The sequence below is a fragment of the Nocardia niigatensis NBRC 100131 genome (genome assembly GCF_000308655.1).
GTDB lineage: Bacteria > Actinomycetota > Actinomycetes > Mycobacteriales > Mycobacteriaceae > Nocardia > Nocardia niigatensis.
In genome coordinates this window covers 1-13470 of record NZ_BAGC01000060.1, presented here as the reverse complement: position 1 = coordinate 13470, position 13470 = coordinate 1, and the positions used below count along the sequence as shown (strand labels likewise).

11 protein-coding genes and 1 pseudogene are annotated in these 13470 nt (G+C 66.8%); all 12 read left to right on the top strand.

Annotation, left to right across the window (positions count from 1 at the left end; translation table 11 throughout):
• Positions 1 to 311 (top strand): annotated as a pseudogene (locus ON33_RS27550) (ABC transporter ATP-binding protein); the annotation flags it as partial.
• A 10-nt stretch (positions 312 to 321) separates the two neighbouring features.
• Positions 322 to 1116 (top strand): MlaE family ABC transporter permease, encoded by a 795-nt coding sequence (locus ON33_RS27545; RefSeq protein ID WP_040862020.1) that lies wholly within the window; start codon positions 322 to 324, stop codon positions 1114 to 1116.
• A gap of 66 nt (positions 1117 to 1182) precedes the next feature.
• Positions 1183 to 1986, top strand: coding sequence for an MlaE family ABC transporter permease (locus ON33_RS27540; protein ID WP_354850825.1), 804 nt, complete (start codon positions 1183 to 1185; stop codon positions 1984 to 1986).
• Positions 1983 to 3335 (top strand): MCE family protein, encoded by a 1353-nt coding sequence (locus ON33_RS27535; RefSeq protein ID WP_051152906.1) that lies wholly within the window; start codon positions 1983 to 1985, stop codon positions 3333 to 3335. The genes ON33_RS27540 and ON33_RS27535 overlap by 4 nt, the downstream gene beginning before the upstream one ends.
• A gap of 8 nt (positions 3336 to 3343) precedes the next feature.
• Complete coding sequence (locus ON33_RS27530) at positions 3344 to 4420, top strand: MCE family protein (RefSeq protein ID WP_040862025.1); 1077 nt, start codon at positions 3344 to 3346, stop codon at positions 4418 to 4420.
• A complete protein-coding gene (locus ON33_RS27525) occupies positions 4420 to 5427 on the top strand; it encodes an MCE family protein (protein ID WP_040862018.1) in 1008 nt (335 codons plus the stop codon). The genes ON33_RS27530 and ON33_RS27525 overlap by 1 nt, the downstream gene beginning before the upstream one ends.
• Positions 5428 to 5430: 3 nt before the next feature.
• Positions 5431 to 6708: an MCE family protein gene (locus tag ON33_RS27520; protein WP_245550752.1), complete on the top strand. Its 1278-nt coding sequence runs from the start codon at positions 5431 to 5433 to the stop codon at positions 6706 to 6708.
• Positions 6705 to 7943 (top strand): MCE family protein, encoded by a 1239-nt coding sequence (locus tag ON33_RS27515; RefSeq protein WP_040862017.1) that lies wholly within the window; start codon positions 6705 to 6707, stop codon positions 7941 to 7943. Before ON33_RS27520 ends, ON33_RS27515 begins: the two co-directional genes overlap by 4 nt.
• Positions 7940 to 9184, top strand: coding sequence for an MCE family protein (locus ON33_RS27510; RefSeq protein ID WP_040862016.1), 1245 nt, complete (start codon positions 7940 to 7942; stop codon positions 9182 to 9184). The genes ON33_RS27515 and ON33_RS27510 overlap by 4 nt, the downstream gene beginning before the upstream one ends.
• Before the next feature lie 80 nt (positions 9185 to 9264).
• A complete protein-coding gene (locus ON33_RS27505) occupies positions 9265 to 10107 on the top strand; it encodes a hypothetical protein (RefSeq protein ID WP_157184761.1) in 843 nt (280 codons plus the stop codon).
• A 12-nt stretch (positions 10108 to 10119) separates the two neighbouring features.
• Entirely contained in the window at positions 10120 to 10872 is a 753-nt protein-coding gene (locus ON33_RS27500) for a hypothetical protein (protein ID WP_040862022.1), read from the top strand.
• Between the two features lie 588 nt (positions 10873 to 11460).
• Positions 11461 to 13470 (top strand): DNA-directed RNA polymerase subunit beta (gene rpoB / locus ON33_RS27490; protein ID WP_040862014.1); only part of this gene is annotated, 2010 nt, incomplete at its 3' end.

Here is a 13470-nt window from a genome sequence, read left to right as displayed (position 1 = left end):
CCGAGGAGAAGGACGAAGCTCAGATGGCCCGCGAGCAGGCCATGTTCGACTCGGGTCACCATGCCGGTGGCGCCGAGGAGATCGAGGGCATCATCCCGCAGATGCGGGCACAGCCGGGCATGCCGGTGCGTGGCGCGGTGCACCGTCGCCGGGAGCGCGTCCGTCAGATCATGCACACGCTGCCGCCGGCCGCCCAGGAAGCGATTCGAGAGTCGATGTCGCAGAACGGCGATGAGGCCGACACGCAGGTGATGCCCACCTATCAGGGTGGCTACGACGCCACGGTTCGACAGAACCTGACTAACGGGTAACATACGCGGCGTGAATCCCACCCTGACGCGACTGCGCACCCCGGTCGAGTCGGGACTTGCCCAGGCCGGCAACATCTTCGCACTATTTCTGGACGTGCTTCGCAAGGCGTTCCGCCGGCCCTTCCAGTGGCGGGAGTTCATCGAGCAATCGTGGTTCATCGCGAGTGTCTCGATCCTTCCCGCCGCTCTGGTGGCAATCCCGTTCGGCGCCGTGGTGGCCCTGCAGACCGGCTCGCTCATCAAGCAGCTGGGGGCGGAGAATTTCACCGGCGCGACCAGTGTGCTGGCGACCGTGCAGCAAGCTGCCCCGGTGGTGACCGCACTGATCATCGCCGGCGCCGCCGGCTCGGCCGTGGCCGCCGATCTCGGCTCGCGCACCATCCGCGAGGAGATCGACGCCATGGAGGTGCTCGGCATCGATCCCATTCAGCGCCTGGTTGTTCCGCGCGTGCTGGGCATGATGCTGGTGGCCTTCCTGCTCAACGGCCTGGTCTCCGTCGTCGGCATCTGCGGCGGCTACTTCTTCAATGTCGGGCTGCAGGGCGGCACCCCGGGCGCGTATCTCGCGTCCTTCTCCGCCCTCGCGCAGATTCCCGACCTGGTCATCGGCGAGATCAAGGCCCTGATCTTCGGCGTAGTGGCGGGCGTGATCGCCGCCTACAAGGGCCTGCATCCGAAGGGGGGACCGAAAGGAGTGGGTGACGCGGTGAACCAGTCCGTGGTGATCACGTTCCTCGTGCTGTTCTTCCTGAATCTGGTTCTCACCCTGATCTACCTTCAGGTCGTCCCCGCAAAGGGCGCGTGACCCATGGTTGTTTCGCAGCGTTCCACCGTTTTCACCCGGTCGGCACGCCGGGTCAAACCCGTGCTCATGGCGCCGGTCGACCTGGTCGACAAGGCCGGCGACCAGATGTCGTTCTACTCGCGGGCCATCGGCGCGATCCCGAAGACGATCGTGCACTTCCGCAAGGAGGTCATGCGGCTGCTCGCCGAGGTGACCTTCGGCTCGGGCGCCCTCGCGGTCATCGGCGGCACCATCGGCGTCATCGTGTTCATGTCGGCCTCGGTCGGCGTGGTCGTCGGCCTGCAGGGCTTCAAGGCCCTCGACGCGCTGGGTTCCGGTGTGCTCACCGGCTTCCTGACCGGGTACATCAATACCCGTGAACTCGCGCCCCTGGTTGCGGCACTGGCACTTTCGGCGACGGTCGGCTGTGGTTTCACCGCGCAGCTGGGCGCCATGCGGATCTCCGAGGAGATCGACGCGCTCGAGGTGATGGCGGTGCCGTCGGTGCCGTTCCTGGTGACCACGCGCGCCATCGCGGGCTTCCTCGCGGTGATCCCGCTGTACGTGGTCGGCCTGCTGGGCACCTACCTGGCCTCGCGGATGATCAGCATCTACTTCAACGGGCAGTCGAGTGGCTCCTATGACCACTACTTCAGCCTGTTCCTGCCACCCGAAGACGTGCTCTATTCCTTCGTGAAGGTGCTCGTCTTCGCGTTCGTGATCATCCTGGTGCACTGCTACTACGGCTACAACGCCAGTGGCGGTCCCGCGGGCGTGGGCGTGGCCGTGGGCCGCGCGGTGCGCGCCGCCATCGTGCTGATCAACGTGCTCGATTTCTTCCTGTCCCTGGCGATCTGGGGCACGACCACGACAGTGCGGGTGGCCGGATGAGTAATCCGCAGCGGGTGCAGTTCTGGCGTTCCACCGAGAAGCTGCGCAGCCGGACCCTCGGCGTGCTCTTCTTCGTGCTGGTGGCGCTGTTCCTGTGGACCACCATCGCCATCTACAACAAGCAGTTCGTGGACACGGTCCGGGTCAACCTGATCACCGACACCGTCGGCAACGCGCTGACCCGCAACGCGGATGTGAAGGTCCGCGGCGTCACGGTCGGCGAACTGCGGTCGAGTTCCTACGACGGCAAGAACGTCACGCTGGACCTGGCGATCGACCCTGCCAAGGCCGGCAAGATCCCCTCCAACGTGACCGCGCGGCTGCTGCCGAAGACGTTGTTCGGTGAGCGCTACATCGATCTGGTGTGGCCGGAAAGCCCGCAGGGCCATCTCACCGAGGGCGCGACCCTGCATCAGGACACCAGCGGCAACGCCGTCGAGGTGAGTCAGCTGCTGGACCACATCCTGCCGCTGCTGCAGGCGATTCCGCCGCAGTACCTGTCCTCGACGCTGGGCGCGCTGTCCAACGCGCTGCAGGGACAGGGCGAGGAGCTGGGCAGGACCATCGATCGGCTCGACGACATCGTCACCCAGGTCAACGGGGAAATGCCGACGCTGCAACAGGATCTGAAGAGCCTGGCCGACGTGGCGACCACCTACGCCGACGCCGCGCCGCAGCTGGTATCCGCCCTGGACAACCTGCGCACCACCAATGCCACCATCGTGCAGAAGCGTTCGCAGGTCGACACGCTGCTGGCGACGCTGACCCCGAGCGCCTCGACGACCGCCGACTTCCTGCTGGCCAACCGCGACAACATCATCGACGTGGCCGCGGACTCGCGCCCCGCGCTGGAGGCGCTGGCCAAGTACTCGCCCAGCTACAGCTGCGCGCTGGCCGGTTTCGCGGAGCTCAAGCCGCGCATCGACCAGATCTTCGGCAAGGGCACGGACCTGCCGGGTTCGCGGGTGAGCGTGTCGATCGTGAACCCCCGCGGCCGCTATGTCCCCAACCAGGACGAGCCGCGCTGGTTCGATTCGCGTGGACCGCTGTGCATTCCGATGTACCCGCCGTTCACCGACCCGGGCCAGTACACCGACGGTTCCGCCAATGACGGCTCCTACCAGCCGCCGAGCCGCAATCCGGGTGACCAGAACGTCGGTCGCATGTCGGAGCCGCAGTACAAGGTGTACGGCCCGCAGGCGCCGACCACCGCCTACTCGCCGCAGGAGGCGCAGGCCCTGGGCGCGATCTACGGTGCGGCGCACGGAGTTTCGCCCGAACAGGTGCCCACCTGGGTGACCAAGATCGCCGCCCCGGCCTTCCGCGGCAGTGAGGTGAGCGTCAAGTGAAGGATCTGCTGCGCGGCCTCGGGCCGACGCTGACCAAACTGATCGCCTTCATTCTCGTCACGGTCTTCCTGACGGGCATGCTGGCGCTGACCATCGCCAACTACGGTGGCGGCGGTACCAAGTTCCATGCCCGGTTCACCGATGTGACCTCCCTGAACAAGGGCGACGAGGTGCGCATCGCCGGTGTCCGGGTGGGCAAGGTGACCAATGTGTCCATCGTGGACAAGCGCCTGGCCAATGTGGAATTCGAACTGACCGACCGGGATTGGCTGCCCGCCTCCACCACCGCGACCATCAAGTACCGGAACCTGGTGGGCCAGCGCTACATCGCGCTGGAACAGGGCACCGGGCAGCAGGGCCGCAAGATGAACAAGGGCTCGACCATCCCGCTGGAGCGCACCAAGCCGGCGGTCAATCTGACCGAGCTGTTCAACGGCTTCCGGCCGCTGTTCCAGACGCTCACCCCCGAGGACGTCAACAAGCTGTCCTCCGAGATCATCCAGGTCTTCCAGGGCGAGTCCGGCACCATCGCGGACCTGGTCGCCAATACCGCCTCGCTCACCAACAAGGTGGCCGACAAGGACGCGGTGATCGGTGAGCTGATCAAGAACCTGAACGCGGTGCTGGACAGCATCAATTCGCGCGGCGACCAGCTCGACCAGCTGATCGCGAACACCGAGGCGCTGGTCACCGGGCTGAACGCCGATCGCGGCACCATCGGTTCGGCGGTCACCTCGCTGGGCAACCTGGCCTCGGCCACCGCCGACCTGCTGGTCCCGGTCCGGCCGAACCTGCAGGGCGCGATCGCCGGCCTGAACCAGCTCACCTCGACCCTGAATCAGCGAAAGGACGAGGTCGACGAGGGTCTGACCAATCTGCCCATCAAGATGGAGAAGCTCGGGCGCGCGGCGTCCTACGGCTCCTGGTTCCAGTTCTACCTGTGCGGCATCGACATCGTCGCCGGGCCGGGCCTCAAGGACGCGCCGCAGCTGAACTTCCCGCCCGCACTGCAGAACATGCCGACTGTGAATCAGCCGATCTATACGAATCCGGCCCCGCGCTGCCATGGGAAGGGAGGCCGCTGATGGACGACCGCGCTGTATTGGGCAAGCGCAGTCCGGCGTTCATGGGTGGGCTGGGCCTGGTCCTGGTGCTGCTGGTGACCCTGTCCGCGTTCAACCTGGACAAGCTGCCGATCATCGGGGCCGGCATCAAGTACACCGCCGAGTTCTCCGAGGCCGCGGGCCTGAAGAAGGGCAACGAGGTACGCATCGCCGGCGTGAAGGTCGGCGCGGTGTCCGATGTACGCCTCGACGGCGACAAGGTGCTGGTGGACTTCCGCACCCAGGACGCCTGGATCGGTGACGAGACCACCGCCTCGATCCAGATCAAGACCCTGCTCGGGCAGAAGTACCTGGCGCTGGATCCCAAGGGCGGCAGGGTGCTGAACCCCGCGGACCGGATCCCGTTGTCGCGCACCGTATCTCCCTACGACGTGGTGGACGCGTTCAGCGACGCCGCCAAGAACATCGAGCAGACCGACACCGCGCAGCTGGCGAAGAGCTTCACCGTGCTGTCGGACGCCTTCTCGGCCACCCCGCCGGAACTGCGCAGCTCCATCGACGGCGTCGCCCGGCTCTCGGAGACCCTGGCCAAGCGGGACGATCAGCTCAAGAAGCTGTTCGCCGCCACCAAGACCACCACCAAGGTGCTGGCCGACCGCAATCAGGAGTTCGAGCGGCTCATCTCCAACGGCGGCGAGCTGCTGGCCGAGCTGAATGTGCGCCAGCAGGCCATCCACCAGCTGCTCACCGGTGCGAAAACCGTTGCGGCGGAACTGACCGCGCTGGTCAAGGACAACGAGGAGCAGATCGGCCCCGCGCTGACCAACCTCAACAAGACCATCGATCTGCTCAACGATCACCAGGCCGACATCTCCAAGACCCTAACGCTGGCCGCGCCCTTCTACGGGCTGTACTCCAACGTGCTGGGCAACGGCCGCTGGTTCGACGCGGTCATCACGAACCTGATTCCGCCCGCGCTGCCGGACATCCCGGGTGACCGTCAGCCGATCCGAAAGTTGGGAGGTTGACTCGTGGCGAGCAATCCGCTGACCGCCCTGCGCGGCTCCAGCCGTAAGAGCAAGATCATCGCCGCGGTGGCCGCCCTCGCGGTCGTGCTCGCGGGCGTCTCGTGGTGGGGTTTCGACCGCCTCGAGACCACCACGATCACCGCGTACTTCGACAAGTCCATCGGCATCTACAAGGGTTCCGACGTCCGGGTCCTGGGCGTGCCGGTGGGCCGGGTGGATTCGGTGACCCCGCGGGGCGACCTCGTCGAGGTCGTCATGAAGGTCGACCGCAGCTACGACATCCCCGCCGACGCGAAGGCCGCCCAGATCACCCCGTCGGTGGTGTCGGACCGGTACATCCAGCTCGCCCCCGCCTACAAGGGCGGGCCGAAGATGCCGCGCAACGCGCACATTCCGAAGGATCGCACCGCGACCCCGGTCGAGGTGGACCGGCTCTACAACAGCATCACCGAACTGTCCAAGGCCCTCGGCCCGGACGGCGCGAACAAGCCCGACGGCGCCACCGGTGAAGGCGCGCTGAACCAGCTGGTGCGCACCGGCGCGGCGAACCTGGCCGGCAACGGCGACGCGCTGGGCAACAGCTTCACCCAGCTGTCCAAGGCCGCGCACGCGCTCTCCGATTCGCGCACCGACATTTTCGACACGGTCAAGAACCTGCAGACCTTCGTGCAGACCCTGGCCGACAACGACGCGCAGGTCCGGACCTTCAACACCCAGCTGGCCTCGCTGGCCGGGTTCCTGTCCGACGAACGCCAGACCCTCGGCCAGGCGCTGAACCTGCTCTCGGTCGCGCTCGGCGACGTGGCCCGGTTCATCGACAACAACCGGGATCTGGTGCAGTCCAACGCGGATGCGCTGACCAAGCTCACCCAGACCCTCGCCGACCAGCGCGACGATCTGGCCAAGGCGCTGCCGCTCATCCCGACCGCGCTGAGCAACCTGATCAACGTGCACAACGGTGAGACCGGCACGCTCGACATGCGCCCCAACTTCACCGACCTGCAGGACCCCTTCGGCGTCGTCTGCAAGCTGCTGGACCTGGGCAAGCTGCGTCCCGGCGACCCCAAGTTCGACGCCATCTCGCGGCAGCTGCAGCCGATCCTGAACAACTGCAAGCTGATCACCGATCAGCTCACCGCGGGCGTGAAGACGCCGTCGCTGGTGCTGCCCTTCGGCATCCTCAGCGGCGAGAACGAGCAGCACAACACGGTCCCCGGCACCGTCCCCGGCAATCCGTCCGACCAGCTGCCGCCGTCGCAGCGGGAAGGTGGGCAGCGATGAGCGCCAACCGGATTCGCGGCGGCCGGGTCCGGCGCGCCGCCCTCGTGGCGACCTCGCTGGGCGCGGTGACGCTGGTGGCGGCCGGCTGTGGCGCGGACAGCATTCCGCTGCCCGGCGGCCCGAACATCGGCAAGCATCCGCTGCACCTCGACATCCGCTTCTCCGACGTGCTGGACCTGGTCCCGCAGTCGTCGGTGAAGGTGGACGGCGTGGCCGTGGGCCGCGTCGACAAGATCCGCATCGCCCCCGACAACGCCTGGGAAGCCAGCGTGCAGGTGCTCGTCAACGACAGCGTGAACCTGCCCGCCAATGCCCACGCCGAGGTCAAGCAGACCAACCTGCTGGGTGAGAAGTACATCGAACTGTCCGCTCCCGCAAAGGATCCCGATTCCGCGCGGTTGAAGGACGGCGCTCGGATCCCGGTCGAGAACACCCGCACCGCCACCGAGGTGGAGCAGGTGCTGGGCGCGCTGTCGCTGCTGCTCAACGGTGGCGGCGTGGCGCAGCTGCAGCCGATCGTGGTGGAGCTCAACAAGACCCTGGGCGGCCGCGAGGGCAAGGTCCGGGATCTGCTGACCCAGGCCAACACCCTGATCAAGGGCCTCGACGATCAGGTCGACAACATCACCCGCGCGCTCGACAGCCTCGACACGCTGACCAGCCGGGTGGGACAGCAGACCACGCAGATCTCCAAGATCCTCGACGAGCTGCCCGGCGGCATCAAGATCCTCAACGAGCAACGGCCGCAGCTGATCCAGCTGCTCGGCCAGCTGGATCGGGTGGGCCAGGCCGGATTCGACGTGCTCAACAAGTCCAAGGACAACCTGATCACCGACCTGTCCTCGCTGCGGCCCACGCTGCAGGCGCTGGGCTCGTCGGCGGGTGACCTGGTGACCGCGTTCCCGCTCATCCCGACCTACCCGTTCCCCGACGAGGCCATCAAGTCGTCGTTCGGCGGGCAGGTCAACACCTGGCTGTCGGTGGACCTGCAGATCGGCACCCTGCTGTCGAATCTCGGTGTGGGCAAACAGGATCCGCAGTACCTGCCGCCCGCGGGCCGCCAGGTCAACGTGGACCCGACCAACCCGTACTACAACGGCAACGGGCCGCGCGGCGGCTGGCCGACGGTCTCGCTGCTGCCGCTGCCGAACACGGTGGCCAAGCCGATGGGTCCGGGACCGACCGATCCGATCGGATCGATCCTCGAGCAGCTGGGAGTGGGTGGTCCGCGATGACTCGTCTGGTGCGAAATCAGCTGATCGCCTTCGCGATCATCGCCGTGCTCGGCGTCGTGTTCGTCGGCGCCAAGTACGTGCGACTGGACAACATGCTCGGCTTCGGGCTGTACAAGGTGAAGGTGCAGGCCGCCGAGACCGGCAACCTGTCCAAGGGCGCGGAGGTCACCTACCGCGGTGTCCCCGTGGGCCGGGTCGGCGACCTCGACGTCACCCCCGACGGCGTGCTCATCACCCTGGAGATGAATTCCGGCAAGCCCAAGGTCCCCGCCAATGCCAAGGCGGTGGTCGCCGACCGCTCCGCCATCGGTGAGCAGTACGTGGACCTGCAGCCCACCAGCGACGGCGGGCCGTTCCTGAAGGACGGCTCGGTCATCGTCGGGGCGCAGCTGCCCGTCCACGTCGAGGAACTGCTCTCCAGCGTCGACACCTTCGCGAGCACCACCGACCTGAAGGCGTTGTCCACCACCATCACCGAGCTGGGCAAGGCCTTCGACGGCAAGGGCGACGACCTCAAGATCCTGGTCGACTCGCTCAACAAGTTCACCGCCACCGCCAGCGGCGACAACCTGAAGCAGACTCTGGCGCTGATCCGCTCGGCCAACACCGTGCTCGGCACCCAGGCCGAGCAGTCCCCGTCGATCCGGCAGTTCAGCGACGGCCTGGACCGGCTCACCGCGCAGCTGAAGTCCAACGACCCGGACATCCGCCGCCTCATCGGCACCGGCACCGACGCGGGCTCCGCGATCCAGCGCCTGCTGCAGGAGAGCGGCCCGGCACTGACCACGGACCTCACCAACCTGCGCACGCTGCTGCTGGCCATCTCGCCGAAGTTCTACGCCCTCGGCCCGGTGCTGCAGATGCTGCCACTGCTGCCGCTGGGCGGCTCGTCCACCGCACCCGGTGACGGCACCACCCACTTCGGCCTGGTGCTGGAGACCAACAACCCGCCCGCCTGCACGCTGGGATACGAAGGCACGCAACGGATTCTGGACCAGATGAAGGCCCAGAACCCCAACTTCGACGACTCCCGCGACGACTTCCCGTTCAACACGCAGGCCCGGTGCGCCGCGCCGCAGGGCAGCGAGACCGGCGTCCGCGGCGCCGATCGCGCGGAGCTGGCCGACCCCAGCGTCGCGCAGCCCTGGGACGACAAGCCGAAGTACGACCCGGACAAGCTCAACCTGAACCCCGTGGCCACTCAGCTGGCCACGCTCATGGGCGTCACGCCCAAGCACTGACGGCGCGGTCCGGGCATCCGGGCAGCGATGTGGCACACAGTCCCAGCTAGGGCGCGAAGAGAGGAAAGTATGGTGGCGGCGTGAGTCAGCACAAGGACAGCGAATCGGGGGCGAACCTCGAGAAGCCGGCAAACCCGCCGGTTCCCGAAACAACCCCGGACGCGTCCTCGGTGGACGCCGCGCCGGACACTGTCGAATCCGCCGCCGAGCCCACCGTCGTGCTCGACAAGCCCGCCGAGTCGGCCGAAGCGCCCGCTGAGCCCACCGAGCAGGTCGGTGACCAGCCCGCTGAGCAGGTCGCCGCGCAGGCCGACGAGCTACCGTCCGCGCCCGCCGCCGGTTCCGATCCGCGCCGGCTCGTCACCATCGGCGCGGCCGCGCTGCTGGTGGTATCGATCATCGCGGCCGCGGTGATCGGCGTCCTCTGGTTCGGCGACGCCAAGGACAGCTCCCGGGCCGACGCCCGCGACGCCGCCCTGACCGACGCCCGCCAGGCCGCGGTCAACCTCATGTCCATCAATCCGGACGACATCGACGGGTCGCTGGCGAACATCCGGTCATCCATGACCGGCGAGCTGCTCAAGCAGCAGGAGGACGGGCAGGATCAGCTCAAGCAGACCGCCCAGGACTCCAAGACCCGCATCGACGCGGCCGTCGAGGGCATCACGCTCACCGCGCTCAACAGCGAACGCGACCACGCGTCCGCCTTCGCGGTCCTGAAGATCACCCGGAGCTGGCCCGGCGGCCAGCCCGCCACCTTCCGCCAGCTGTGGACCCTCGACATGGTCAAGGTCGGCAGCACCTGGAAGGCCGAGAAGGCGCAGAACCTCGGCGAGCCGGTGCCCCTGGGCACGGCCACGCCGCAGCAGAACGCGCCCCAGCAGCAGACTTCGACCCAGCCCACCCCCAAGCCGGGCAACTAGGAGGGAGTGACCATGGCCAACCGGAAACGACCCGTCAACCGCGTCACCCCGCGCCGCCCGGCCGCCCAGCGCGGTACCGCGTCGCGCACCACCGCCGCCGACGTGCAGTCCGGCGCCGAGCGGAAGACCATTGCGAGCGCCCGGTCCACCTCCGGGCGCGCGGATCGGACCGCGTCGCGCACCACCCCGCCGCGCGGTCCGGGTCTGTCCAAAAACAGTGCCCCGCAACAGTATTCCAAGCCGACCGGTCAGGGCGGGTTTTGGCATAACTGGGGTGTCGCCACCGTGTGCGGCGTGCTCTCGGCGCTGCTGCTGGCCTTCGCGATCACCGGTGCCGTGAATCACTGGGTGAGCAAGCCGGATTCGGATTCGGGCAATCTCGCCTTCGTCGACAACAAGGCCACCGACGAGGTGAAGGCCGCCGGCGACCACGCGCTGACCACGCTCTACGGCTACAAGGCCGCCGACATCGACAAGTGGAAGGCCTCGGTCAACTCGGTGCTCACCGAGAAGATGCAGAAGGACTTCGCCAAGTACGTCGACACCACGGTCGAGACCATCAAGCAGACCCAGACCGACACCGACGTCAAAACCGACCCGATCGGCGTGACGCTTCTCACCGGCGATCGCGCCGAGCTACTGGTCAACCTGAACATCTCGGCGGTCAAGGACGGCAAGCCCGAGCCCCTCGCCTCGGGTCCGATCGTGCTGCGCATGCAGAAGGTCGGCGGGCACTGGCTCGCCGCCGACATCACCGACAAGTAAGCGTGGCGCCGGCGGGGAAAGCGGCGGCGATGGCCGGGATCATCGGCAAGGACACGCCCGCGGGGCGCTGCATGCCGGTGTCTTTCCGGCATCGCGCGACGTCGGAAGGTGATCTTGTAGCGGGACAGGCGATCTCGCGATTTGTCAACTCGGACCGCCACTTGACGAGTTTCGTCCGACCCGTCACGCTATTCACAACAGCGGCGGCTGTCACAGGGGACAGGACGCCGGCGAGGGCCTTGTGAACGCAGCCAGCGGACTCTGCGGCCCGGCCGGAAAACCGTGTGGAGACCGTCACTCGGCTGTGGCGGTATCGGCGTTCTGATCGCCGGGATATCGACACGGACACACCGGGGCGAAGTTGCCGCCCACGGATCGCCACGGGTGGTACTTTGACACCCCCGTAGGTTTGGGTGTAGTTTTGGACGTTGCGCTGGCTGCCTCCTGTCCATACCTCGATCGCATCACGAAAGTTCCACCTTCCGGTGTTACTTCCGCTGTTTGCTGTTCGGGTTTCGTTCGGGTCGTAACCAGCGGAATTCGTAGCAGACAAGCGACGGTCGCGGACCACCACGCGACGCGCGTGAGGTGCTGGAAGGACGCATCTTGGCAGTCTCCACCCAGACCAAGGCCGGTATCCCCGGAGCCCCGAAGCGGGTGTCTTTCGCGAAGATTCGTGAACCCCTGGAGGTTCCCGGACTTCTCGATCTACAAACCGAATCGTTCGCCTGGCTGGTCGGTTCAGCAGACTGGCGTGAGCGTGCCATCGCGCGCGGCGACGTCACGAACCCCGTCGGGGGCCTCGAGGAGGTGCTCGAGGAGCTGTCTCCGATCGAGGACTTCTCCGGCTCCATGTCGCTGTCCTTCTCCGATCCGCGCTTCGAAGAGGTCAAGGCCTCCATCGAGGAGTGCAAGGACAAGGACATGACCTACGCGGCGCCACTCTTCGTGACCGCGGAGTTCATCAACAACAACACCGGTGAGATCAAGTCTCAGACGGTCTTCATGGGTGACTTCCCGATGATGACCGACAAGGGCACGTTCATCATCAACGGCACCGAGCGCGTCGTCGTGTCGCAGCTGGTCCGTTCCCCGGGTGTGTACTTCGACGAGTCGATCGACAAGTCCACCGAGAAGACGCTGCACTCCGTGCGTGTCATCCCGTCGCGCGGCGCGTGGCTGGAGTTCGACGTGGACAAGCGCGACACCGTCGGCGTCCGCATCGACCGCAAGCGTCGTCAGCCGGTCACCGTGCTGCTGAAGGCGCTGGGCCTGACGGCCGAGGAGATCACCGAACGCTTCGGCTTCTCCGAGATCATGATGTCCACCCTCGAGAAGGACTCCACCCCGGGTCAGGACGAGGCGCTGCTGGACATCTACCGCAAGCTGCGCCCGGGCGAGCCGCCGACCAAGGAGTCCGCGCAGACCCTGCTGGAGAACCTGTTCTTCAAGGAGAAGCGCTACGACCTGGCCCGCGTCGGTCGCTACAAGATCAACAAGAAGCTCGGCCTGAACCTGGACAAGCCGGTCACCGGTTCGACGCTGACCAAGGAAGACATCGTCGCGACGATCGAGTACCTGGTCCGCCTGCACCAGGGCGATCGTCTGATGACCGCACCCGGCGGCGCCGAGGTCCCGGTCGACGTCGACGACATCGACCACTTCGGCAACCGTCGTCTGCGGACGGTTGGCGAGCTGATCCAGAACCAGATCCGCGTGGGTCTGTCGCGCATGGAGCGCGTCGTGCGTGAGCGCATGACCACCCAGGACGTCGAGGCCATCACCCCGCAGACCCTGATCAACATCCGTCCCGTCGTGGCGGCGATCAAGGAGTTCTTCGGCACCTCGCAGCTGTCGCAGTTCATGGACCAGAACAACCCGCTGTCGGGTCTGACCCACAAGCGTCGTCTGTCGGCGCTGGGCCCGGGTGGTCTGTCCCGTGAGCGCGCCGGCCTGGAAGTCCGTGACGTCCACCCGTCGCACTACGGCCGCATGTGCCCGATCGAGACCCCGGAAGGCCCGAACATCGGCCTGATCGGCTCGCTCTCGGTCTACGCGCGGGTCAACCCGTTCGGTTTCATCGAGACTCCGTACCGCAAGGTCGTCGACGGCCGCGTCACCGATGAGGTCAAGTACCTCACCGCCGACGAGGAGGACCGCCACATCCGCGCCCAGGCGAACTCGCCGGTCGACGCGGACGGCAACTTCCTCGAGGAGCGCGTCCTCGCCCGCCACGGTAACGAGGAAATGGAATACGTCCCGGCCAAGGACATCGACTACATGGATGTCTCGCCGCGCCAGATGGTGTCGGTCGCGACCGCCATGATTCCGTTCCTCGAGCACGACGACGCCAACCGCGCGCTGATGGGCGCGAACATGCAGAAGCAGTCGGTGCCGCTGATCCGCTCGGAGGCGCCGCTGGTCGGCACCGGTATGGAAAAGCGGGCGGCCATCGATTCCGGCGATGTGGTGCTGAACGAGAAAGCCGGTGTGGTGGAAGAGGTTTCGGCCGACTTCATCACCGTCATGCATGACGACGGCACCCGTCGTTCGTATCGTCTGCGCAAGTTCGAGCGTTCGAACCAGGGCACCTGCGCC

Excerpts from the sequence above, each read along its gene's own strand:
- ON33_RS27540 (WP_354850825.1), top strand. The coding sequence starts at position 1,183 with ATGGCGCCGGTCGACCTGGTCGACAAGGCCGGCGACCAGATGTCGTTC.
- ON33_RS27535 (WP_051152906.1), top strand. The coding sequence starts at position 1,983 with ATGAGTAATCCGCAGCGGGTGCAGTTCTGGCGTTCCACCGAGAAGCTG.
- ON33_RS27525 (WP_040862018.1), top strand. The coding sequence starts at position 4,420 with ATGGACGACCGCGCTGTATTGGGCAAGCGCAGTCCGGCGTTCATGGGT.
- ON33_RS27515 (WP_040862017.1), top strand. The coding sequence starts at position 6,705 with ATGAGCGCCAACCGGATTCGCGGCGGCCGGGTCCGGCGCGCCGCCCTC.
- ON33_RS27510 (WP_040862016.1), top strand. The coding sequence starts at position 7,940 with ATGACTCGTCTGGTGCGAAATCAGCTGATCGCCTTCGCGATCATCGCC.
- ON33_RS27500 (WP_040862022.1), top strand. The coding sequence starts at position 10,120 with ATGGCCAACCGGAAACGACCCGTCAACCGCGTCACCCCGCGCCGCCCG.